Genomic DNA, 22,858 nt, shown 5'->3' with positions numbered 1-22,858 from the left:
TGCTCACATAAAAATAACTAGAGTGCTTTTTATTCATGTACTAACGAAAGGATGGGACGAAAATTGGCATACGAAAAATTTGTACTATGGAATGATGCAGTTATTGATACAACGAAACATAGCGCGTACATAGAACTTGAAGAAAGAGGCTTGCAGTTTGGAGATGGTGTCTATGAGGTTATTCGCCTATATAAAGGGAACTTTCACTTATTAGATCCGCATATCACAAGGTTATATCGCTCCATGGAAGAAATAGAATTATCACTTCCTTTCTCAAAAGCAGAACTTATTATCCTACTTTACAAACTAATTGAAAGTAATAATTTCCACGAAGATGGTACTATTTATTTGCAAGTATCTCGTGGTGTACAAGCTCGTACCCATGCATTCTCATATGACGTCCCTCTGACAATCTATGCCTATATTACAAAGAAGGAAAGACCAGCTTTATGGATTGAATATGGTGTACGTGCTATATCAGAACCAGATACGCGCTGGCTACGCTGTGATATCAAATCTTTAAATTTATTACCAAATGTATTAGCTGCTACGAAAGCTGAACGCAAAGGTTGTAAAGAAGCTCTTTTCGTACGAAACGGTACTGTAACTGAGGGGAGCTGTTCTAATTTCTTTCTCATAAAAAATGGAACTCTTTACACACATCCAGCCAATCACCTTATTTTAAATGGCATTATTCGTCAATATGTCCTTTCCTTAGCGAAAACCCTTCGTATTCCTGTACAAGAAGAACTGTTCAGCATTCGCGATGTTTATCAAGCAGATGAATGCTTCTTTACGGGAACGACTATTGAAATTTTACCGATGACCCACCTTGATGGAACTGCAATTCAAGATGGTCAAGTTGGCCCTATCACAAAAATGCTACAAAAATCCTTTTTTCAAAGCTTGTTACAATCCAACATGTCATCTTCTTAAACACGAATAATTTCTATTCTCTCTACATCCAACATATGTATTTAAATAAAAATCAAGGTTTAGATTTATACCTTGATTTTTTCTTGTAATCTTTTTGTCATATTCAGATTCCCGCATAAGTCTTGACAGTAATCGACATGCTCTTTAGAATTTTTAACAGTTGGTAAATATTTCTTCACTACATTACAGACAGAAAGGAATCGACAAATTATGAAAAAATACCTTGCCGGTCTTGCGGCAGTGTCTGTAGCAGGAGGAGCAGCACCTACACTTGATAGCGTTCAAGCTGCCCCTGAACAAAACACACAAAAAGCTGCTACACAAACTGTCCCAGCTTCCGCATCAAACAGTTCATCTTATACAGTAAATGCTAGCGTGCTACATGTTCGCGCAGGATCTAGCACTTCTCACGACATTATCTCTCGCGTTTATAACGGTCAATCATTAAACGTAATTGGAGAAGAAAATGGTTGGTTCAAAATTAACCATAATGGGAAAACAGGTTATGTGAGTGGTGAATTTGTATCAAAAAATGGGGAAAAAACAAATAACAATGTAAGCACAGGTGGAAACAATAAAGTTACTGCTGATGTATTACGTGTACGTACCGCTCCTAACACTTCTAGTTCTGTTTCAGGACGTGTATATGAAGGACAAACATTAAACGTAATTGGTCAAGAAAATGGTTGGGTGAAAATCAACCATAATGGAAAAGTTGGCTATGTAAGTGGCGAATTCGTATCTGGTGTTTCTTCTAATGCAGGTTCTTCAAACAACAATACGAATAATACTGTAAAACCAGCAAGCGGAAACTATACAGTAAACGTATCTTCCCTTCGCGTTCGTACAGGTCCTAGCACTTCTCATACAACTATAGGTTCTGTGAAAAAAGGACAAGTAGTACAAGTTGTAGGCGAAGTTCAAGATTGGTTCAAAATCAATTATGCAGGACAAACAGCTTACTTAAGCAAAGACTACGTAACAAAAGGCGGTTCTAACGAAAACACCACGCAAGGTAACAACCAGGAACAAAACAATAATGTAACTGTTCAAACTGGTGGCACTTACGTCGTTAACGCAACATCACTACGTGTTCGTACGGGCCCTGCTACTTACCATAGCGTAATTGGTGGCGTATTAAATGGTACGAAATTAAACGTAATTGGATCTGAAGGTAGCTGGTTTAAAGTTAATTATCAGGGAAAAACAGGCTACGTTAGCAGCGAATTCGTAAAATTCGTTAAAGGTGGCACTACTACTCCTGAACAACCTGAGCAACCTAACCAAGGTGCAATTGGCGATTACTACATTAATGCTTCTGCACTAAATGTACGTAGCGGCGAAGGTACAAATTATAGAATCATAGGCGCACTTCCACAAGGACAGAAGGTTCAAGTAATCTCTGAAAACTCTGGATGGAGCAAAATTAACTACAATGGTCAAACTGGTTACATCGGAACACGTTTCCTATCTAAAACACCAGTTGGGGGCGCAGTAGATAATAAGCCTAATGAAAATGAAAATCAAAACAATAACAATACAAGCAATAATAGCGGTGACAGTTCTTCTATACTTGCATACGCGAAATCTATGCAAGGCGTGCCATACGTTTGGGGCGGTTCTTCTGCTAATGGTGTCGACTGCAGTGGTTACATCTACCACGTATTTAAGAAATTTGGCCATAACATTAGCCGCCAAAGTGTTGCAGGATATTGGAGTAGCTTACCAAAAACTTCAAGTCCACAGCCAGGCGACTTAATTTATTTCCAAAATACTTATAAAGCTGGTCCTTCTCACATGGGTATTTACCTTGGAGGTGGATCGTTTATCCAAGCTGGAGATAAAGGTGTAGCAATCGCTTCATTAAGCAACTCTTATTGGAAAAGCCATTTCTTAGGGTATACGAAAGCACCTTAAGTGATAGTTTCAGAGGCTTCTAGTTTACTAGAAGCCTCTTTTTTTAAGGTTTCAATATATGAATCCCTCTTATTCTCTTTCTCACGAAAAAATTATGCGTTCATTCTCCTATTTCGTACACCATATTCTATAAAAATTGTCCAAAACGTTATCACAATGAATATATTTCAACAAAAAACATAACCTATTTCATGTCGATTCATTTTATATGTGTTTTTTCAAAGAATTTTCTTTTTATTTAAACTTTTCGTTAGACGTTTGACCTCCGATGTCCATTATGATAAGTTACTTAAGATGTTATATTCGCAAAAGTATAGACAACTGGTTTATACACTTTTTTACTATGAGGAAGGAGCATACACTGCATGAATGTTTTATGGGGAATTGGCGGCGTGATTGGAGTATTAGCAATCGCTTTCTTATTATCTTCCAACCGCAAAGCTATTAATTGGCGCACAATTTTAATCGCGCTAGCATTACAAATGTCATTTTCATTTATCGTATTACGATGGGATGCCGGAAAAGCAGGTTTAAAATACGCTGCAGATGGCGTTCAAGGATTAATTAATTTTTCTTACGAGGGAATTAAGTTCGTTGCTGGGGATTTAGTCAACGCAAAAGGACCTTGGGGATTTGTATTCTTTATTCAAGCACTACTTCCAATCGTATTTATTAGTTCATTAGTAGCAATCTTATATCATTTCGGTATTATGCAGAAATTTGTTAGCGTCGTTGGTGGTGCATTAAGTAAACTTCTTGGAACTTCTAAAGCAGAAAGCTTAAACTCAGTAACGACTGTATTTTTAGGACAAACTGAAGCTCCAATCTTAATTAAACCTTACTTAGCACGCTTAACAAATAGTGAATTCTTCACTATTATGGTAAGCGGTATGACAGCTGTTGCCGGATCAGTTCTTGTCGGCTATGCAGCAATGGGTATTCCGTTAGAGCACTTATTAGCAGCAGCAATTATGGCAGCTCCATCAAGTTTATTAATTGCGAAACTAATTATGCCAGAAACAGAAAAAGTAGATAACAACGTTGAACTTTCTACAGAACGTGAAGACGCAAACGTTATCGATGCAGCTGCACGTGGTGCATCTGAAGGTATGCAACTTGTTATTAACGTAGCAGCAATGTTAATGGCTTTCATCGCATTAATCGCTTTATTAAATGGTCTATTAGGATTAGTTGGGTCTTTATTCCATATTAAACTTAGCCTTGATTTAATCTTCGGTTACTTATTATCACCATTTGCAATCTTAATCGGGGTTTCACCGGGTGAAGCTATACAAGCAGCAAGCTTTATCGGTCAAAAACTTGCAATCAACGAATTCGTTGCATACGCAAACTTAGGACCTCACATGGCAGAGTTCTCTGCAAAAACAAATCTGATTTTAACATTCGCAATCTGTGGTTTTGCAAACTTCTCTTCTATCGCAATTCAATTAGGTGTAACAGGAACATTAGCTCCTACTCGCCGTAAACAAATTGCACAATTAGGGATTAAAGCAGTTATCGCTGGTACACTAGCGAACTTCTTAAATGCAGCAGTTGCAGGTATGATGTTCCTATAAATTAATGTACAGTCTCCTCTTTTAAAGAGGAGACTTTTTTGTATACTATAAATATAATTTTCATATATACTAAACACCACATGTCTAGATATCTAGATGATATGTTACGATAATTAGTATGTCTGTTTATTTTTTCTTGCACAAGAGGGATACTATTTGATGTCGCACGCTTTAAAAAAAATTCCAGCTACACGGTCCATTTATTAATAATTGTGCATACTACAAATATCCTGCATGAATTATCTTTAAGGAGGAAAGTTTCGTGAAAGATAAATCCTATAAAATCCTTTCTATGTGGATTTTACAAATTTTATTTTATTTTACTACTGTACATGTGACGAAATATGAGCACGCGCTCATTTTTACAATTATATATGTCATCATAAATGTACTATTCCTATTTTTAGCTGATAAAACAGCATTTATTTTCTTTATACTGGGAACCATCATTTCAGTATTCTATTTATTTTATGAAGCGTGGCTTCACTTATGGAGTACATCAGAACAATGGGAATATATCATTACCCACTTCCTAATGGCAGCTAACTTCTTCATTGTTTATATTTCAACCCACCTATTAAAAAAGGTCATCCTTAAAAATAAAGAGTTAACTGAACGAGTGAGAGTGTTGGAGCAATACATCGGAGAATCAAAACTATTAACAAGGCAAGAATTCGAAAGACGACAAGCATTATTAAGGACTGCGATGGATCGTCGTAATGAAACAGGCATGATTATTTTCTTTGATTTCACTTCCTTTAGTAAATATACGAAGGAAAGTGTCATGGATCGTGTAGCTTCATTATTAGTTGATACAGTAAGAACTGACTTTGACCTTGCTGCTGAAGCAATTCAAGATATTAAAATAAAACGAGAACAAATCAATGCAAAGGGACATATCACATTATGATGACACTCGTTATGCTTCTTTTATTTATTTTGTTTTGTGTACTTGTTTTCTGGATCAGCATCACATTTTCAATTAAATATGTATTGATTTTTACCGCCTTTCTATTCTCTGCTTTACTCGTTTATTACTCTTTCTTAACAATTGCGGGCTTAATTCATCGAAATAGTAAACGAAAAGATCGTACGCTAGAACATTATCCAAGTGTAGATATTTTAATACCTGCCCATAATGAAGGCGTCGTTATTAAAGATACATTAGAAGCAATGGCAAAGATTGAATACCCAGGCAAACTAAACGTTTATTTATTAAACGATAACTCTCAAGATGAAACACCTGAAATTGGCGATGATTTCGACAAAGCCTATGCTCATATTCATCACATTCGTGTACCACCTGGCGAACCGAAAGGAAAATCGCGTGTATTAAACTACGGCCTTAGCATTTCGGATGGTGAATATTTCTGTGTTTACGATGCAGATAATCAACCTGAACCACATGCACTGCGAATGCTCGTAGAACATGCTGAAACAACAAAGGATGCCGTTGGAGCAGTTGGACACGTTCGTACAGTAAATGAGAAAAGAAACTGGCTTACACGAATGATTTCATTAGAATTTCAGATTTTCCAGCTCCTTATGCAATTGCAGAGGATGCTGAATTAACATTAAGAATTACCCAAAAGGGCTATCTCTTACCAATCGTCCCGGAATCGATTACATGGGAACAAGAACCTGAACATTTAAAAATTCTTATAAAACAGCGGACACGTTGGCTTCAAGGAAACTTATACATTTTAGAAAAAATGTTTTCTTCATTAAGCTTTTTTAAAGGGAAACTTCTCGTCCATTCCTTACAACAAGTTTTAGTGTATGTCGTATTTTGGCTATTCCTAATCATTTCAAACGTTTGGTTTATAATTGGACTGCTCGGCATATTCCAAATTCAATATAGCATTCCATTACTATTTATGTGGTATGTCGCATATATTACATATGTTTCTCAATTATTTAGTGCTCAGAGCGTCGAACGAACCTTTACACCGACCAATATTTTCATAAGCGTCATTATGTACTTTACGTACGCACAGCTCTTTACGTATTTGTTTATTCGCAGTCTCATTCTTTACTTACGTGCAAAGAGCAAGAAACAAGTAATTGGTTGGGATAAAACAGTACGATTTAAAAAAGAAAAATAGATTTCATTAAAAAATAAGCACAGAGCGCCGTATGCTCTGTGCTTATTTTTTACCGTAATACTATATATCAGACAATACCCCTTAGCTGAAAGTTATTTCACGTCCATCCCCCAACGAACGATCGACCTTCATTTATATACGAAAAAGTGATTGCTATTTTTGTAGAACCAATTGCTTCTCTTGATGCTCTTTACGAGTTTCAGTCTTTGGTTCCGTGCTTTCTTGGGCATTTCGATGTGCCACACGTTTCAAACAAATATGCTTCCACTTTCTTTCGTAACGTTTCATTATTCTAGTTGTCCCCCTTGAATGCGCTTTAAAACTATTTGAAATCGCTTACAGGAAATAATATAGCACATATACATAAAAGTAACAACACATTTCCGACATATTTTTGTCAAAAATATGAATATAATGTGTAAAATATCGGATAATGTCGAACTATATCGATTTTTCTTTTCAAATTACCGATATCTATAGTATTCCGTAACAAAGTAATGATTTTCCTACAATAGTATAGAACAGTGAAAAAGGACTGCCGACATTCGACAGTCCTAATACTATTTATATATACAGAATTTTTTTCTTCTATTATTAATGCTGTTTCATACGTCCTTCTTTTTGCAACTCTTTAAATAGTGCTGCAATCATAAAGAAAATAACAAATACGAACGGGAAGGCCGCAATAATCGACGCAGTTTGCAGCGCCTCTAATCCTCCGACATACAATAAGATCGAGGCTAACGCCGCTAGAACAATACCCCAAACCATTTTAATACGATTTGGTGGGTTTAAGCTACCATGTGTCGTTAACATCGCTAGAACAAACGTAGCAGAGTCTGCCGATGTAATAAAGAATGTTGAAATAAGTAAAATGGCTAACACACATAAAGCCGGTCCCATACTACCCATTTGGTCTAACATCGCAAACAATCCTACTTCTGTGCCCATTTCTTTAATTTGTCCATATATATTTGCATCATCAAATAGCTCCATGTGAATACCTGTTCCTCCGAAAACAGAGAACCAAAGCGCACCAATTACTGTTGGTACGAGTAACACACCAACAACAAATTCACGAATTGTACGCCCGCGTGACACACGAGCAATAAACGTACCTACGAATGGTGACCATGCAATCCACCATGCCCAGTAGAAAATTGTCCATGACTGAATCCATTGATTTCCGCCTTCATTTAATGGACTTAAACGGAAACTCATACTTGGCAATTCTTGAATGTATGAACCGATTGTTGAAGTGAAATAATTCATAATAAAGTTTGTTGGACCTGCAAATAATACAATTATCATAAGTGCAAACGCTAAAATAATATTCGCATTACTTAAATATTTAATTCCTTTATCGAGTCCCGTTTGCGCAGATAGCATATAAAGAACAGTTACAATTCCGATGATTACTAGCTGTGTCGGTAATGAGTTTGGAATGGATGTTAAATAACTAACACCACCCGCAATTTGCTTTGCCCCAAGTCCTAATGATGTCGCCACACCAAATACTGTTGCAAATACAGCTAGAACATCAAACATATGGGCAATACGGCCATGTTCACCGCCTTTAAATAGCGGACCCACTGTCGCACTAATTGTACTTGCTCTTCCTTTTCTAAATGTAAAATACGCAATACATAATGCTACAAGTGCATATAATCCCCACGGATGTAATCCCCAATGGAAAAATGAGAAACGAAGTGCAAGGCGTGCACTCTCTTCAGTCGCACCCTCTCCAAACGGAGGTGTGTATAAATGGTTCAACGGTTCTGCGACGCCCCAGAAAACCAAACCGATTCCCATACCGGCACTAAATAACATAGCAAACCATGTCATATAACTATAATCAGGTTCATCATCATCTTTACCTAAACGAATCGAACCGTACTTAGAAACAATTAAGAAAATAGCAATTCCTAAGAAAATAGAAACGGAAATAATATAGAACCATCCAAACTTACTAACTAACGCAGCTTGAATTACAGTCGTTACATTTCCTAAGCTACCTTTTCCAATAATAGATTCGGGAATAATCCCCCAAAGTGTAAATGCAATACATAATGTTAATGAGACAATAAATGTTTTCGTCAGTTTCCTCATCAAATCCCCCTTCGTATGTTTCATTTCTTGTAAAAATCATAAATTCCGATATGTTAAATCGGATAGAAAACCATAGTTTTTTGTGGTGATTTTCTTTCGGCTCTCTTAGTTTTGCCTTCACCAATTAGAGTTCTTATGGACAGCCTTACCTTCCGTACAACCTTTCCACTCTGCAAGAGCTACAAGATTGGAATACTACTGTCAAATTGTGTGAGAAAAATGCGGATGGGAAGAGATTTCCCCAAAAAAGGATGTGTTACAGTTTTAAAAAAGGGCAGATTTATTCTTTACAACCCTTTCTTCTTGTAACAATTATGCGGTTTTTTGCTAGTATATAGCGCGTGTTTATAACTTCACAAACGAGATGTTTATGTTTATATAACTATATTACCCATAAAACGGTAAAATACTCAAGGAATGTAACTGTATAGTAATCATTATGTAACACCCCTGTAATATTTTTATTTACACCGAAAAAAATATGTTGTATTAAATATTTTGAATATAACTAGAAACCTACTAATTATATGGAATGAAAAACGCTTTCCTCTCATTCTAGCTATATTACAAAGTGTTAACGACTTATTACGAATGGTTTGTAATTGTGTGTTTTCCCAAAATCCGAAAAAATCTGTTGCTATAATGAGGACACGAAAACAAACGCAATGGAGGCTATCATGAAAAAATTAATTGGAATAGCAACAGCAGCAGTTTTTGGTCTTGGGATTTTCACCGCATCTGCTAATGCAGAAACTGTTGTAACAACAGACGTACTAAACGTACGAGAAAACCCTACTACTGAATCAAAAGTTGTCGGTAAATTACAGAATGGTCATAAATTAGATGTTCTAAATACAGAAAACGGATGGTCACAAATCAAATTAGATGGTAAAGACGCATTCGTAAGTGCAGAGTTTACAAAGAACTCTTACTATGTAACAACTAACGTATTAAATGTACGTGCTGAAGCGAACACAAACTCAGAAATTCTTGGAACGCTTAAGAAAGACGATATGATCGAAACAACGAACCAAGTACAAAATGAGTGGTTACAATTTGAATATAACGGGAAAACGGCTTATGTTCACGTTCCTTTCTTAACAGGTACAGCACCTGTTATCGAGAAACAAGAACAACCTGCTCCTGCTAAAACTGTAGCACCAGCTAAAGCTCAAGCACCTGCAGCACAAGCAAAACCAGCTGCTAAGCCTGCTGTGAAAGCTGCTGAGACTAGCACACCTTCTGGTGGTCGTGAGTTAACAGTTGTAGCTACGGCATATACAGCTCACCCAAGTGAAAACGGTGGCACATACGGCGGCCGTGTATTAACTGCAATGGGTCATGACTTAACAGCGAACCCAAACATGAAAATGATCGCTGTTGACCCGAAAGTAATCCCATTAGGATCTAAAGTATGGGTAGAAGGTTACGGAGAAGCTATCGCTGGAGATACTGGCGGTGCAATTAAAGGTAACCGTATCGACATCCTACTTGGATCAGATAGCGCTGCTCAAAAATGGGGACGCAAAACTGTTAAAGTGAAAATTTTAAAATAACCAATGACTGCTAAATTACAGCCGGTTCTCTTTATTGAGAGCTGGCTTTTATTTTTTATATAATACATATAAGGAGGTGACGTCCATGAATTTAAAAGCTAAGGTAGACTGGGTCGGTACACCAAAACCGTACATATATAAAGATGATATAACATATGATGCTATCGCAATTGACTTCTCACTCGCAAATGATGACAATCGCTATAAATTAATTGTGCTCAAGTCTGAAGAAAATACACATTACAAAATCGTACAATATGGAATAAAGCCAGGCTCTCAAAAGCCATTTCCTATTGATATTCCATTCGAGCAAGGAATGCTACCATTTATAGAACAAATATTACAGGATCCATATGTACAAGCGATATTAAAGCAAACACGCTCCTAATTGCCAAAAAGGGTATCACCTAGTAGAATTTTCCGACTAAGTGATATCCTTTTTTATTTTCCCTTCATGAATACGAGTAGAGAAAATTATATCAATGATTTTCCGAATATATCTATCATAAATTACAATATATCAACGGTTCGACATGAAATATCGATTTACCGACAAAGATTGAAAATAGCGGTGCTACATAAAAAAAGAAACTGTTCAAAATTGAACAGTCTCTCTCTTAATATTAACGAGTCGGACCAGATACTTCCTCTGACTTCAGCGTATTATTCGCTCCAAGAGAATGGTACAATATCTTTCCATTTCCATTAACAGTAACGATATGGTCATTATTAAAGCTTTTGAATTTTACAGAGCCATCACCATAACGAATATGATATTCTTCATATGTCGTTACTTTATACTTCGTTTCACTTTGACGCTCTACATTACGAATTCCCATTGTTAATAAATCTTCTGTAATTCCTTTTTTGTGTAGATATTGCAAGTAATCACGGTCTTTCTTATACGATTTCCCGCTCTTATCATAATCACTTTCAATTAAGCTAAAATCATTTAATGCAATTGCACGCACGTTATTATAAATATGATTTTGTACAAAGTCACCAACTGCTGAGCTTGAAGCTTCTTTCGGGAACTTTAAATAATATGTGCTTTGGTCTCCAACTTTGATGCTTTCGGATTTAATGACACCAAAGTCAGTGTTTTTCTCTAAATGTACTTCTACCGTTTCATCTGTCGGTACAGGACCAAGTTTATAGCTACCGTAACTTAATTTTCCGCGTTTCTTACCATTAACAAAAACAGTTGCGTCGCTTTCATCGGAAGAAATGGTTACATAATTTCCTTCAATTGACAAATTCACTTCTACTGTCCCATTCTTTTCGTCTGCTAGATCTACTTCTTTTTCTGTCTCTAATTCAGTAAGTTCTGTCTTCGCCTTCGCCTTTACAACATAAGCACCTGGGAAGTATGGACCTAATTCTTTTGAGGTTTTATCACTAGAAAGCTCTGTTTCTTTTTTATCATTTACATATATTTCAGCATTCTTTGCAGTTGTGCTAACACTCATGTAATAAGATTTCATGCTGAACTTATACTTCGGATATAAGAACCACTCTTTCCCGTCTTCTATAATTTGCCCATCTTTAAAAGATGCATTATCACTTGCTAACTTTTGATTTACTGTTTCTTTTTGTAAATAAGACAGTAATGCTTTATTGTACGAAGGATTATCCTTTAAATAACGTATGTAAGCTTTAATATCTTCTGTCTTCACTTTTAAGCTTGGATCGTCTACTTTCAAAAACTCATCGATTGCATTCACATCTTTCTTTTGGAATGCTTCGATCATTGCATTTACTTGCTTTTCCTTCGAAAACTTGCTTGCACCGAATTTATATGCGCCAAACAAAATAGCAACAACAATGACAAAACCTATAAGTAAAAACATGTTTTTCTTACTTTTCACTCGCCTTGTTGCTCTACGCATTTCTGAATGAGAAGAAGCTGTTTGATCAGCAATTTCTTCTACTTTACTTCCACACTCAGGACAAAAGTTCAAATGGTCTGCAAGCTGATTTTTACAAGTTCCACAAAACTTCAATATGCTCTCCCCCTATTTCTTAGCTAATTTCATTCCAGCGAAAGCCGCTACATATGTCACAATGAAACTAAACAAAGTTAAATATATAAATGAATTCTGCATAGATAGCACCGTGACAATTGCCTCGAATAAATTCATTACATTTCCAGATACATCAATTCAAAACTTAGAAATTATGTTCATTACAATCATCATAATTGTGTAAGAGCCACTGCATACCGCTAGTGTAATATACATATTAGTAGTCGGTAATTCTACTAACTTTCTACCTGCGCTAAACATAAGGAATAACGGAATCACAAGTAATAATAAACCATAATGGAAGCCATCATTTACTTCATCAACCTCTGCGATATCTGCATTTGCACTTGCATTCCCTTTTTCAATTGAGCAATTTCTTGTGCAATTTGCAACTTCTGCTTTCCTTGTTCTATTCCCTCTTGTATCTTATTCATTCCACTACCTAATTTCGTCTATAAATCTGACAAGCTAACTCTCTCCCTATAAACATATGGTAATATACAAAATTAACTTCATATATATTACCATGATTTTCTAATTGTGTAATTAGAATTTCATTTTTTCTGTTTTGAGCATTTTTTGTTTATAATGGTAAAGGAAAGAAATCTGTGTACGGAGGAATATTATGCTGCAAGACTCAATTACGAAAGATGAAATTATGATGATTGCGAATGAGTTCGTTCAAGGGCTTGATCCACAGCAAGTTGCTGATCAAGAGCATGTCGCTACAGCTCGGCAACTATATCGTAGTGGTGTTGTCTATAACGTTGACTTTGATGGCTATACGCTATCCGGAACTGTAAATGCTGAAGGCAGTGTATATAGCGTTCACATCCCGATTCGTAATGTCACTGAAAGCTATTGCGATTGCTTCGCGCCAACGCAATGTCAGCATATGCTTGCTGTGTTACTATCTGCAGCTTCTAGTTTTGGGCAAGTAGGAGATGTATTAACTTTATTCAAAAATAATACAAAACCTTCTCTTCCTCCTATTCGAACTGCACGACAAGTATTGCAATCATCAGCTTTTGAAGAAATGGATTATAAAAGTTGGCAAACATACTTTGAAAATGAATATGAATCATTTAAAAAAGAACAAGCGCGGCTCACTTATAAACAAATGTATTTTCTTATGAGTCTTTTTACAGACTTCTATACAAAATTAGAACGGAAAGCTCCGCGCATCGTTGCTATTCATGAATTATTTAAGTTGCACGCGGCACTTTATTGCTTTCAAAAATTATTAGAAGAAATTCAAGAATTTGAAGCAAACAAACTATATTCTTATCACCAACCAGTTAACGTCGTTCGCCTATTCGTTGATAAAGTTGAATCTACCGTTAGGGACCTAAAAACAGAGGCGATTCCAGAAGAATCCAAACCGATTTTAGAAGAAACAGCGCGGCTCATACATGAAGCATTCTTCTCTACCGATGCCTATACACAAGAGCGATTCTTCATTTATCGTCACGTATGGGGTGAACTGTTAAGAACAGAAGAGCAGCTACAAGAAGAAAAAAAAAGAATCGATACTAAAATCAATCCACTTTCCAAAGCATTAGCATCTTCTCACCTGCTCTTTTTAAACGGTGAAGATGTATCGGCAATGGAATTACTGGAAAAACAGCCTTCTTCTGTTGTGAGCCTTTACTTCTATTGGTTAGAAGAGTTATTAAGTGCGATGGAGTGGGACCGCGCTAAAGATTGGCTTTCCTTTACTTATAAACAAGTAAAAGAAACGATAACGGAACAAGAAAATACCGTCTTCATACAAGATATCGTTCGATTATTTGTGATGATGTATGAGACATATGCAACGCATACGAATGAACAAGCGGGATTAGAAATGATTTTACAAGAACTATTACCGTATAGTTTCACAAATTATGAACAATATGTACTTGCGAAGAAACAATACCATGCATGGACGGAACTTCAGCTCTTATATGGATTCGAAGTAATCGAACTTTTGAAAGAACCATTGAAAGATATTGAAAAAGAAGCGCCCGAAGCAGCACTTCCTCTTTATCACCATGCCGCAATGGAAGCAATTGAAGAGCGAAATCGCAAATCATATAAACGTGCCGTTCGTTACTTAAAGAAATTACGTATGCTTTATAAACGACTGAAGCGAACTGATGAATGGGATGCTTTCATTATTCATATCGCTAACTTACATTCACGTCTGCGTGCACTACAAGAGGAATTACGGAGAGGAAAATTAATCGATGATCATACAAACTGAAGTAACAATTAGGCTCCAGCACGTTAGTCAAGGTTGGTTCCTTTGGGGAGAAGATGATAGCGGTACGCTCTTATCCGTAGCAACTTGGAAAAAAAATGCATTCGCATGGCACTCTACTTCTTTCTACGGAACGTTTTTAAAAGAAGCAACGTATGAGGGAAAACAAGGCGTTATGTTAACGAATGCACAGGCATTTGAATACATCGCAAATAAACCGATGAATTCATTTGCAAATATGCAAATGAACGGTCCTATTACGGCACTTACAAAGGACGCAAGTGAATTATGGGACGCTTTCGTCAGCGGCAGCTTCGCACCTGACATGAAGCATTGGTCTCAGCAGCCATCTTGGAAAGTTCAGAATACCTCAATTGAAGATGACATGTTAGCATCTCTTTTCTCTGCCGCTGTGAACGAAAGTATTTTGCAAGATGCTCGCTCAAATGACGGATGGGAAGATGCAAAGAGACTATATGAACATTACGACTTTACGAAAAGGCAATTGGAAGCAGCACTACATGAAGAAGATTGGCTTCGAAAAATTGGTTACATTGAAGATGATCTTCCATTTACAGTCGGCTTAAGACTACAAGAACCGCAAGAAGAACTTGAAATGTGGAAGCTTGAAACAATCGTTACACCAAAACGTGGTGCACATCGCATATATGTATATGAAAGTATCGATTCCTTACCAAAACGATGGCACGATTACGAAGAACGTATCCTTGAAACACAAGAAGGATTCAGTAAGCTCGTACCGTGGCTAAAAGAGGACGACAAGTTCCGAGAAGAACTCTTTGAAACGGAAGCTTGGAACTTCTTAACCGAAGCAAGTAATGAATTACTGGCAGCAGGTATTACAATTTTACTACCATCATGGTGGCAAAATTTAAAAGCAACAAAACCGAGGTTGCGTGTACAGCTGAAGCAAAGTACAGCACAAACACAGTCTTTCTTCGGCATGAATACGCTCGTTAATTTCGACTGGCGCATTTCAACGGACGGAATTGATTTATCAGAAAGTGAATTTTTCGAACTCGTTGAACAAAACAAACGTCTTTTCAATTTAAATGGTCAATGGATGAGACTTGATCCTGCCTTTATTGAAGAAGTAAAAAAACTAATGCACCGTGCCGATAAATATGGACTTGAAATGAAGGATGTGTTGCAGCAACATTTATCTAATACGGCAGAAACAGAAATTGTAGAAGACGATAGTCCGTTTACCGATATTGAAATCGAGCTAGATGGATATTACGAAGAGCTTTTCCAAAAACTTCTACACATTGGAGATATTCCAAAGGTAGATGTACCATCTTCGCTACAAGCAACACTCCGCCCATATCAACAACACGGTGTTGAGTGGTTACTATACTTACGAAAGCTTGGATTTGGAGCGTTATTAGCCGATGATATGGGACTCGGAAAAAGTATTCAAACGATAACTTACTTACTATACGCTAAAGAAAACAATCTCCAAACAGGTCCTGCATTAATTGTGGCACCAACATCAGTCCTTGGAAATTGGCAAAAAGAATTTGAGCGTTTCGCACCAAGTTTACGTGTTCAGTTACACTATGGAAGTAACCGATCTAAGGATGAGTCATTTAAAGATTTTCTTCAATCGGCAGATGTTATATTAACTTCTTATGCATTAGCTCAGCTTGATGAAGAAGAACTTAGTACGTTATGCTGGGACGCTGTTATTTTAGACGAAGCACAAAATATAAAAAACCCACATACGAAACAGTCGAAAGCAGTAAGAAACCTACAAGCAAATCACAAAATTGCTTTAACCGGTACACCGATGGAAAACCGACTTGCTGAGCTTTGGTCTATTTTCGACTTTATCAATCATGGGTATCTCGGAAGCTTAGGACAATTCCAGCGCCGCTTCGTCACACCGATTGAAAAGGACCGCGATGAAGGAAAAATCCAGCAAGTTCAGCGGTTTATCTCGCCGTTTTTACTGCGTCGTACGAAGAAAGATCAAACGGTCGCATTAAACTTACCAGATAAACAAGAACAGAAAGCTTATTGTCCACTAACTGGCGAACAAGCTTCCTTATATGAACAACTTGTTCAAGATACATTACAAAATGTAGAAGGATTAAGCGGAATTGAAAGACGCGGATTTATATTACTTATGCTGAACAAGCTAAAACAAATTTGTAATCACCCAGCCCTTTATTTGAAAGAAGAAGAACCACAAAATATCGTCGAGCGCTCTATGAAAACAAAAACGGTAATGGAGCTCATCGAAAATATAAAAGACCAAAATGAAAGTTGCTTAATCTTCACTCAATACATTGGCATGGGGAACATGCTAAAAAGTATGTTAGAAGAAACATTTGGTCAGCGCGTCCTCTTCTTAAACGGGAGCGTATCGAAGAAAGAGCGTGACAAGATGATTGAGCAGTTCCAAAACGGAACGTATGACATCTTCATCTTATCGTTAAAGGCTGGCGGAACAGGATTAAACTTAACTGCCGCCAACCATGTTATTCACTATGACCGTTGGTGGAATCCAGCTGTAGAAAACCAAGCAACAGACCGTGCTTATCGCATTGGTCAAAAACGCTTCGTTCACGTTCATAAGCTTATTACAACGGGAACACTTGAAGAGAAGATTGATGAAATGTTAGAACGAAAACAATCATTAAACAACGCCGTCATTACAAGCGATAGTTGGATGACCGAACTATCAACCGACGAACTAAAAGAATTACTTGGCGTATAAAGTGAAACTTTAATCAATGGGGTTTTGTTCATCCCCCACTGATTATTAGCCTTCACCAATCGGGCTTTTACGGACAGTTAATGCTGGATAAGGTGGATGTTTCTATTCCCACAAATAGCGGGATAAATGAAAAAGGAGCAAATCTCTAACTGAGATTAGCTCCTTTTTCTATGCCAAAACCAATTGCTTATTATAATTCCTGTTAACCCGCCGCACGTATCAAGCAATGAATCTTGCCACATCGGTGTACGGTCTCCTGTAAACCATTGATGAATTTCATCAAATGTTGCATACCCCGCAACGAAAAGGAGGGCGTATGCAAAGCACCTTTTTCTCGAATAACCCGATCGATGAAAAGCATAATACGTCAATGAGCCGAGCATAAAGAACACCATAAAATGAGCACCTTTACGTAGGAAAAACTCAACAAATCCAGCTACACCTTTATTTGCGATACTAACAGGTGTACCTCCGCCATAATCGATAGATACCCATGAAAAATGCTCTTTCACAAACTCAACATTTACATATTGCTCAATATCCGAGCGCATATCCTGTTTTTTATATGGCTGAGCTGAAGAATAGAAAATAATCCCCATCCATAGTAATACAGGAATCCAAAATAACCATTTACGATTCATTCTTCCGAAAACCCCTCTCTTAGTCTTTTAAGAGTACCAAAAAAAAGAAAAAATTTCACGCCAAAACATGACATTTACACCCTATTTATAAAGTGAAAGGGGGTGATAAACATGGCAGTTGAAACAATCGTAATGGATTTAACTTTACGCCTTGTATTAAACGGAGGATTAGACAAAAACGGTAAAACAGTTTTTAAGAACAAGCAATTCAAACGTGTAAAAACAAATGCAGATTTAGGAAAAGTACATGAAGTAGCACGTGCTCTTGCTTCACTACAACAATCATCACTTCACGCTGTACAACTTGTAAGCACGTCAGATCTTTCTAATCTATAATTAAAAAGGAGGGAATAAAGCATGCAAGTACTAGAGTTAATTTTCGTGAAAGAAGATGGAAAAACAGTTGCCTTTTCTATCGAAAATCCCATTACACCAGTAAAAAGGGTGCACGCCTCATAGAAAAAACGCTTCTGTTGCAAGAAAAGCATTACCAAATGAACGGGTTTCTAAGTGTCTTAGATTAGTGAATAATAAAACCAACGTTCAGGTTTGGGAACATAAAAAAACTAAAAGGGCATTTTATAATGGCCTATTGGTTTGTGGAAGTGTTTGAAATTGTCCGGTTTGCGCAGCGAAAATTAGTGAGAGACGACGTAAGGATTTACAGCATGCTTTTAAGTGAAGGTGGTTATATCGCTTTATTAACCCTTACGTTTGGTCATAATAAAGCTGATAGATTAAAAGAAACGTTAGAAAAATTCGGAAATGCTACTCGTAAATTTATGAGTGGACGAGCTTATAACAATATTAGAGATGAGTTAGATTTGATTGGTAGAATTCAAGTTTTTGAGGTTACATATAGTAAGAATGGATTCCACCCACATGTACATATTGCGTTGTTCTATATGAATGATGTTGAATTGAAAATTATAGAGAAAAAATACTTTTTTGTGGGAAAAGGCTTGTGAAAAATTCGGATTAAGTACGAGTTATAAATATGGTTTGGATTTGCAAGATGGAGATGAAGCTCAAAATTATTTAAGTAAACATGGTACTTGGGGTTTGGATCAGGAACTGAGTAAAGCGCATATTAAAAAAGCTAAAAATGATTCGATGACGCCTTTTGATTTTTTACGGAGATATCTTGAGGAAGATGATGAAAAGTATTTAAAATTATTCCTAGAATATGCTGAGTGTTTCAAAGGTAAGCGCAATTGCAATGGTCACAAGGTTTGAAAAAGAGATTCATATTAGAAGATAAGACAGATGAACAAGTTGCTAAAGAGAAGCTAGAAGACGCTGATTTGTTAGGTTTATTAGATTATGATATTTGGAAAAAGATTTTAAAATACGAAAATCGTTCCTACTTCTTGGATTTATGCGAGAAATATGATTTCAAGAAAGCGGTGAATATCGTGTCTAACTATAAGTTTGACAAAAATAAAAAGCCAAGTCCCCAAGAATTAGAACTTGACTTCAAACAATAGCACATTGTTATATTTTAATTCTTTTGGTGTTAGCGCACTAAAAGGATTTTTTATTGTTTTAATGGAATTATTATAACATAAAATCTGAGTCTTGTTCACGGATTTAATTGCTATTTATTAGTTTTGAGTGAATGTATTCTTTCGTAAAATGCCAATTTTTTGCTTAATTCCTCGCACTTTTCCTTTAATACCTCGCACTCCCTATTTTTGTTGTCGAACCGTTTTGATAAACGTTGGATTTCCTTTTGTAATTCTGTTGAATCGTTAAGTATTCGTGATATCCGCCCTGTTAAAGTAGTCTGTTTTACAAGTTCTTTTATCGCCATAAACTCCAACTCCTTTATGTTTTTTAAATAAAATTCTCTATGAGTTATAAGTTTCCCTTCTTTTATATTTTAAAAAAATGATATAATTGTTTTAAATTAAAAATCAAAAGAGGTGCGACTTATGAGTTATAACGGTTCGGATGAAAATTTAAAAGTAAGCCCTAATTTTAATTTTATTGATGATGTAGGGAGTGTAAAACCTTTAGAGCATAACGTAGATGGACAAAAAGTAATTGTTCCAGTACGACAATATAGCAAGGAAGGCTTTGTTGAAATGAAAACTAATTCCTTTAGATCCTTGCTCGACTCTTTAAATGACAAAATAAAAAAGAACTGGGATTCATATGAGAAAGAAAAAAGACAAACGCAATTATTAAATACTAAATTACTAAACAAACAAGCGGAAATTGAAATGCTAAAAACAAGATTAAAAGCTTATGAAAAATTTGAAAACCAACAAGGAAAAGGAAGGCCAAAAGTATTAAGCGGTGAAGAATTAGCTATTGCCTATAAACATCTTAAATCTTACAAAGAAAAGACAGGTCGCTATAACTATTCGAGGACTTTTCGTTACATGCAAGAAAATTATGCATATGAAGGCTCTCACGTAACGCTGATAAATAGTTTAAGAGAAAAACATCCAGAAATACTGGATAAGCCTTCACAAATTAATACAGGGCAAAACAAACGGTCTAAACCACTATTAACTGATGAAATGTTAGAAATTGCTTATAAATATCGTATGAAAAATTCAAGAATAGCTGAAGATGGAAAGCGTAAATATCCCAATACTATGAAAATAAACGAATACTTGAAAATAAATCATGGTTACTATGGGGGAGTTGAGCAATTGAAAGAGAGATTATCAGTTAAAATTAGAGAACAAAAAGGTGTTCAGAAAATGGACCCGGCATCGCTAGCTGTTCAAAAGTTGTTTCAAGAAAAATTGAAAGGTGACAAATGATTGGAAAATGGGTAGAAGTCGAGATAAATGGTCAAATATGCTACGAAAAGTTAAAAACAAAGAAGCCTTACCGCCAGTTATCATAAGAGCAATATGGACTCGTTATTCTTGTGGACAAACACCAGAAAAAATATATGAAAAACTAAAAGAAGAACGACAAATAAGTGCTAGTTTGGAAACTATAGAAACTTATATAGAGAAAGTAGTAAAGCCTTATTTCGATAAAAAAGAGAGTGGAGAAGCTTAATTTCTCCACTCTTTTTTACAATCAGGACATTGCCAGTTCAAGATTGTATCGCGTGTGATACTTGAAATCCCGATTTTTCGAGTAAAATGAGTGCAGCCATACCATTTTTGTGATTCTTTAGGAATCGGATCACCTTGCAAATTAGCGTTGCAATGAGGACAAAATTCTTTGCTATCGTTCATGTAATTCACCTCCTTGTTTTTCGGTGTGAGTGTTGTGTCTGAGTATAAATTTGATAAAAATAAAAAAGACAAGTTCCTCCCAAGAACTTGACTTTAAATAATAACTTGTGATTTAAGTATCTAAATTATATGTAGATTAGATTTATTCAATCCTTTTGATGCAACCAACACCGAGAGGAGTTTTTGATTTTTTTGACGGAATTATTGTACCATAAGTTTAGTTTTTTGTTCAATTCAATGTAGTTATAGTTTTGTTTTATCATAAGGTTTTAATTTTTGTCCACAGTTTAACGAAAATCAGCTCAGTTTAGCGAAGTATCAGTTCATTCTCATAAAGTATTAGCTTAGTCTCATTAAGTATCAGCTTAGTCTAGCAAAAGCGTAGTTTCTTTTGACGATAGGTCAAATTGTTTTAAGGAAGGGATAGCCCACGTTCTTCCATCATTTCAACTAAATCACGAAAACTGATGCTATACCGTCGGTACCATCTCACGGTTAATAAAATAATATCCGGTTGAGAATGTTTCCACTTGAATAGATTGTTCTCTTCCATACCAATCACATCCTTTTTTAGAGTACTAATATCAGTATGTCCAAGTTTAGGAGGTCATTTACAAGCGTTTTGGAGTGTTTGCACCAGAACCAAAAAAACTTTATCTGAAGTTCAGATTACTCCGTAAATCAAAAAGACGAATCTGCATTATTTTGCAGATTCGTCTTTTTTCTTCGGCATTTCAATCGGGATAAAGATGTTTGAAAAACCAACGCAAACATACTTATAATTCTCTCCGCCTACATCAAACTCTGTCTTATATGTCGAGAAGAAAATATAATCATTTCGCTTTGTATAATGATCGATTAATAATCCAACTTGTGGCTCAACATACTTATTTGCCAATTTCTTTCCCGCCGATGCTAGATCGCCAAGTATACCCTCTTTGTTTTCTTTCTCAACCTCGTCTAGCTTCTTACTCACATCATTACGCTTCATAAATTGTTTTGCTGCCCAATCCGTATATTCTCCCTTACCCGGATTACTGTTTGCTAAATAAACTAAGAGAACAACAGCTAGAGCCATAATAATATACTTTTTCTTCATGCTATATCACCGCCTACTCTTTTCTATTTTCATATATATGTACAAGCGATGCAAATTAGAAAGACTATCATCTATTGATTGTAAACGAACCGTAAAAATTTACAATACGAAACAAAAGATTAATAATATTTTACATAATTCGTATATAATTATATTCAGAATAACAATTTTTATAAGGGAGGATTTTAGAATCATGGATAATGAAAATGATATTTTTATTTCTAGTTCTACAATGATGCTCGAACCTTGCAAACACCCTTATTACCGGACAAAAATTATCGACAGTAGCGGAAACCCTCTGTACTCTTGCCAAACAGCTATCCAACTCATAAAGAAATCTTGTCTAACACATGTTCATTCTACTTATCAAGGTAGACGTCATGCAGTCCAAATAAACTTTAAGCTCAAACAAAATGTTCCAATTCCGATTAATCACAAAGAATATATTTGCGTTTTCCCAACAGAATCTCCTTCTTCTCCAAGCTGCATTTGGTTGTTCTATAACCATATAGATGAGATAGAGTTTTCCAAAAAAACTAACAAAGCTAACATTCATTTTTTTAACGGAACTACCATAACAATACAAATAGGTTCTCATAAGTTACAGCAACAATTTTTCAAGTCTGGACATGTATTATCCCGAATGAACATGAAAGATTCATTACCTTAAAAAACCTCTTGCCACATTTACTGCCTTAAAGTA

At 36.0% G+C, this 22,858-nt stretch carries 21 protein-coding genes and 5 pseudogenes; 17 read left to right on the top strand and 9 right to left on the bottom strand.

What is annotated here, in order from left to right; genetic code table 11:
* Positions 1 to 51 precede the first annotated feature (51 nt).
* The 5 genes and pseudogenes from B5P42_RS05265 (at position 52) to B5P42_RS05245 (ending at position 6,535) form a co-directional block, all read left to right on the top strand.
* A complete protein-coding gene (locus B5P42_RS05265) occupies positions 52 to 936 on the top strand; it encodes a D-amino-acid transaminase (protein WP_003192435.1) in 885 nt (294 codons plus the stop codon).
* Positions 937 to 1,146: 210 nt separating this feature from the next.
* Positions 1,147 to 2,853, top strand: coding sequence for a C40 family peptidase (locus tag B5P42_RS05260; RefSeq protein WP_113733770.1), 1,707 nt, complete (start codon positions 1,147 to 1,149; stop codon positions 2,851 to 2,853).
* 365 nt (positions 2,854 to 3,218) lie between these two features.
* The gene (locus B5P42_RS05255; RefSeq protein WP_002184643.1) at positions 3,219 to 4,430 is read left to right on the top strand and encodes a NupC/NupG family nucleoside CNT transporter; all 1,212 of its coding nucleotides are present in this window, start codon (positions 3,219 to 3,221) and stop codon (positions 4,428 to 4,430) included.
* Positions 4,431 to 4,692: 262 nt separating this feature from the next.
* A complete protein-coding gene (locus B5P42_RS05250) occupies positions 4,693 to 5,340 on the top strand; it encodes a dGTP triphosphohydrolase (RefSeq protein ID WP_113733769.1) in 648 nt (215 codons plus the stop codon).
* A pseudogene (locus B5P42_RS05245) lies at positions 5,337 to 6,535 on the top strand (glycosyltransferase family 2 protein). The gene B5P42_RS05250 and the pseudogene B5P42_RS05245 overlap by 4 nt, the downstream one beginning before the upstream one ends.
* A 153-nt stretch (positions 6,536 to 6,688) precedes the next feature.
* Here B5P42_RS05245 and B5P42_RS32530 read toward each other — a convergent pair.
* Together B5P42_RS32530 and opuD are read right to left on the bottom strand one after the other, a co-directional pair.
* Entirely contained in the window at positions 6,689 to 6,823 is a 135-nt protein-coding gene (locus B5P42_RS32530; protein WP_002068447.1) for a hypothetical protein, read from the bottom strand.
* A gap of 306 nt (positions 6,824 to 7,129) precedes the next feature.
* Positions 7,130 to 8,644: a glycine betaine transporter OpuD gene (opuD, locus tag B5P42_RS05240; protein ID WP_113708861.1), complete on the bottom strand. Its 1,515-nt coding sequence runs from the start codon at positions 8,642 to 8,644 to the stop codon at positions 7,130 to 7,132.
* Between the two features lie 677 nt (positions 8,645 to 9,321).
* On the opposite strand from opuD, the gene B5P42_RS05230 reads away from it, so the two are divergent.
* Positions 9,322 to 10,200 carry a cell wall-binding protein EntA gene (locus B5P42_RS05230; protein WP_113733768.1) on the top strand — a complete coding sequence of 293 codons (879 nt, stop codon included), beginning with the start codon at positions 9,322 to 9,324 and terminating at the stop codon, positions 10,198 to 10,200.
* Between the two features lie 85 nt (positions 10,201 to 10,285).
* Positions 10,286 to 10,588, top strand: a complete 303-nt coding sequence (locus B5P42_RS05225) for a DUF3910 family protein (protein WP_002184639.1) — start codon at positions 10,286 to 10,288, stop codon at positions 10,586 to 10,588.
* A 235-nt stretch (positions 10,589 to 10,823) separates the two neighbouring features.
* Here the strand turns inward: B5P42_RS05225 and B5P42_RS05220 are convergent, their stop codons facing one another.
* From B5P42_RS05220 to B5P42_RS32520, 3 genes and pseudogenes are all read right to left on the bottom strand, one after another.
* A complete protein-coding gene (locus B5P42_RS05220) occupies positions 10,824 to 12,203 on the bottom strand; it encodes a zinc ribbon domain-containing protein (RefSeq protein WP_113733767.1) in 1,380 nt (459 codons plus the stop codon).
* Positions 12,204 to 12,215: 12 nt separating this feature from the next.
* Positions 12,216 to 12,602 (bottom strand): annotated as a pseudogene (locus tag B5P42_RS32525) (zinc ribbon domain-containing protein); the annotation flags it as partial.
* Positions 12,560 to 12,658, bottom strand: a pseudogene (locus B5P42_RS32520) (zinc ribbon domain-containing protein); the annotation flags it as partial. The pseudogenes B5P42_RS32525 and B5P42_RS32520, both read right to left, overlap by 43 nt.
* A 191-nt stretch (positions 12,659 to 12,849) precedes the next feature.
* Here B5P42_RS32520 and B5P42_RS05215 point away from each other — a divergent pair.
* The gene (locus B5P42_RS05215; protein ID WP_002068435.1) at positions 12,850 to 14,469 is read left to right on the top strand and encodes an SWIM zinc finger family protein; all 1,620 of its coding nucleotides are present in this window, start codon (positions 12,850 to 12,852) and stop codon (positions 14,467 to 14,469) included.
* Positions 14,453 to 17,209 (top strand): DEAD/DEAH box helicase, encoded by a 2,757-nt coding sequence (locus B5P42_RS05210; RefSeq protein WP_113733766.1) that lies wholly within the window; start codon positions 14,453 to 14,455, stop codon positions 17,207 to 17,209. The genes B5P42_RS05215 and B5P42_RS05210 overlap by 17 nt, the downstream gene beginning before the upstream one ends.
* A gap of 155 nt (positions 17,210 to 17,364) precedes the next feature.
* On the opposite strand, the gene B5P42_RS05205 is transcribed toward B5P42_RS05210, so the two are convergent.
* Complete coding sequence (locus B5P42_RS05205; RefSeq protein WP_002184633.1) at positions 17,365 to 17,850, bottom strand: VanZ family protein; 486 nt, start codon at positions 17,848 to 17,850, stop codon at positions 17,365 to 17,367.
* Between the two features lie 111 nt (positions 17,851 to 17,961).
* On the opposite strand from B5P42_RS05205, the gene B5P42_RS05200 reads away from it, so the two are divergent.
* The 7 genes and pseudogenes from B5P42_RS05200 (at position 17,962) to B5P42_RS05170 (ending at position 20,874) form a co-directional block, all read left to right on the top strand.
* On the top strand, positions 17,962 to 18,186 hold the full coding sequence (locus tag B5P42_RS05200; protein WP_002016256.1) for a DUF1659 domain-containing protein: 225 nt from the start codon (positions 17,962 to 17,964) through the stop codon (positions 18,184 to 18,186).
* Between the two features lie 21 nt (positions 18,187 to 18,207).
* A pseudogene (locus B5P42_RS32260) lies at positions 18,208 to 18,297 on the top strand (DUF2922 family protein); the annotation flags it as partial.
* 137 nt (positions 18,298 to 18,434) lie between these two features.
* Entirely contained in the window at positions 18,435 to 18,818 is a 384-nt protein-coding gene (locus B5P42_RS05195) for a rep family protein (RefSeq protein WP_016127662.1), read from the top strand.
* A gap of 34 nt (positions 18,819 to 18,852) precedes the next feature.
* Positions 18,853 to 19,086 (top strand): hypothetical protein, encoded by a 234-nt coding sequence (locus B5P42_RS05190; RefSeq protein WP_139211975.1) that lies wholly within the window; start codon positions 18,853 to 18,855, stop codon positions 19,084 to 19,086.
* Positions 19,065 to 19,337: a hypothetical protein gene (locus tag B5P42_RS05185; protein WP_025148143.1), complete on the top strand. Its 273-nt coding sequence runs from the start codon at positions 19,065 to 19,067 to the stop codon at positions 19,335 to 19,337. Before B5P42_RS05190 ends, B5P42_RS05185 begins: the two co-directional genes overlap by 22 nt.
* 447 nt (positions 19,338 to 19,784) lie before the next feature.
* Positions 19,785 to 20,627: a hypothetical protein gene (locus tag B5P42_RS05175; RefSeq protein WP_113733765.1), complete on the top strand. Its 843-nt coding sequence runs from the start codon at positions 19,785 to 19,787 to the stop codon at positions 20,625 to 20,627.
* Between the two features lie 7 nt (positions 20,628 to 20,634).
* Complete coding sequence (locus B5P42_RS05170; RefSeq protein WP_016127659.1) at positions 20,635 to 20,874, top strand: hypothetical protein; 240 nt, start codon at positions 20,635 to 20,637, stop codon at positions 20,872 to 20,874.
* On the opposite strand, the gene B5P42_RS05165 is transcribed toward B5P42_RS05170, so the two are convergent.
* The 3 genes and pseudogenes from B5P42_RS05165 to B5P42_RS05155 all read right to left on the bottom strand — a co-directional run bounded on the left by B5P42_RS05165 (position 20,871) and on the right by B5P42_RS05155 (position 22,155).
* Complete coding sequence (locus B5P42_RS05165) at positions 20,871 to 21,056, bottom strand: hypothetical protein (protein ID WP_033713836.1); 186 nt, start codon at positions 21,054 to 21,056, stop codon at positions 20,871 to 20,873. The genes B5P42_RS05170 and B5P42_RS05165 overlap by 4 nt on opposite strands.
* A 418-nt stretch (positions 21,057 to 21,474) precedes the next feature.
* Positions 21,475 to 21,609: pseudogene (locus B5P42_RS05160) on the bottom strand (IS6 family transposase); the annotation flags it as partial.
* 147 nt (positions 21,610 to 21,756) lie between these two features.
* Positions 21,757 to 22,155, bottom strand: coding sequence for a DUF4359 domain-containing protein (locus tag B5P42_RS05155; RefSeq protein ID WP_003192852.1), 399 nt, complete (start codon positions 22,153 to 22,155; stop codon positions 21,757 to 21,759).
* Positions 22,156 to 22,348: 193 nt separating this feature from the next.
* On the opposite strand from B5P42_RS05155, the gene B5P42_RS05150 reads away from it, so the two are divergent.
* Positions 22,349 to 22,825 carry a competence protein ComK gene (locus B5P42_RS05150; RefSeq protein ID WP_044439437.1) on the top strand — a complete coding sequence of 159 codons (477 nt, stop codon included), beginning with the start codon at positions 22,349 to 22,351 and terminating at the stop codon, positions 22,823 to 22,825.
* Positions 22,826 to 22,858: the final 33 nt, after the last annotated feature.

Source organism: Bacillus sp. SRB_331, from assembly GCF_003264175.1.
GTDB classification, from domain to species: domain Bacteria; phylum Bacillota; class Bacilli; order Bacillales; family Bacillaceae_G; genus Bacillus_A; species Bacillus_A mycoides.
Note: the sequence above shows the minus strand (reverse complement) of the source record. Positions and strands in the feature narration are given on the sequence as shown.

Excerpts from the sequence above, each read along its gene's own strand:
- B5P42_RS05265 (WP_003192435.1), top strand. The coding sequence starts at position 52 with ATGGGACGAAAATTGGCATACGAAAAATTTGTACTATGGAATGATGCA.
- B5P42_RS05260 (WP_113733770.1), top strand. The coding sequence starts at position 1,147 with ATGAAAAAATACCTTGCCGGTCTTGCGGCAGTGTCTGTAGCAGGAGGA.
- B5P42_RS05255 (WP_002184643.1), top strand. The coding sequence starts at position 3,219 with ATGAATGTTTTATGGGGAATTGGCGGCGTGATTGGAGTATTAGCAATC.
- B5P42_RS32530 (WP_002068447.1), bottom strand. The coding sequence starts at position 6,823 with ATGAAACGTTACGAAAGAAAGTGGAAGCATATTTGTTTGAAACGTGTG.
- opuD (WP_113708861.1), bottom strand. The coding sequence starts at position 8,644 with ATGAGGAAACTGACGAAAACATTTATTGTCTCATTAACATTATGTATT.
- B5P42_RS05230 (WP_113733768.1), top strand. The coding sequence starts at position 9,322 with ATGAAAAAATTAATTGGAATAGCAACAGCAGCAGTTTTTGGTCTTGGG.
- B5P42_RS05225 (WP_002184639.1), top strand. The coding sequence starts at position 10,286 with ATGAATTTAAAAGCTAAGGTAGACTGGGTCGGTACACCAAAACCGTAC.
- B5P42_RS05215 (WP_002068435.1), top strand. The coding sequence starts at position 12,850 with ATGCTGCAAGACTCAATTACGAAAGATGAAATTATGATGATTGCGAAT.
- B5P42_RS05210 (WP_113733766.1), top strand. The coding sequence starts at position 14,453 with ATGATCATACAAACTGAAGTAACAATTAGGCTCCAGCACGTTAGTCAA.
- B5P42_RS05205 (WP_002184633.1), bottom strand. The coding sequence starts at position 17,850 with ATGAATCGTAAATGGTTATTTTGGATTCCTGTATTACTATGGATGGGG.
- B5P42_RS05200 (WP_002016256.1), top strand. The coding sequence starts at position 17,962 with ATGGCAGTTGAAACAATCGTAATGGATTTAACTTTACGCCTTGTATTA.
- B5P42_RS05195 (WP_016127662.1), top strand. The coding sequence starts at position 18,435 with ATGGCCTATTGGTTTGTGGAAGTGTTTGAAATTGTCCGGTTTGCGCAG.
- B5P42_RS05175 (WP_113733765.1), top strand. The coding sequence starts at position 19,785 with ATGAGTTATAACGGTTCGGATGAAAATTTAAAAGTAAGCCCTAATTTT.
- B5P42_RS05170 (WP_016127659.1), top strand. The coding sequence starts at position 20,635 with ATGGGTAGAAGTCGAGATAAATGGTCAAATATGCTACGAAAAGTTAAA.
- B5P42_RS05165 (WP_033713836.1), bottom strand. The coding sequence starts at position 21,056 with ATGAACGATAGCAAAGAATTTTGTCCTCATTGCAACGCTAATTTGCAA.
- B5P42_RS05155 (WP_003192852.1), bottom strand. The coding sequence starts at position 22,155 with ATGAAGAAAAAGTATATTATTATGGCTCTAGCTGTTGTTCTCTTAGTT.
- B5P42_RS05150 (WP_044439437.1), top strand. The coding sequence starts at position 22,349 with ATGGATAATGAAAATGATATTTTTATTTCTAGTTCTACAATGATGCTC.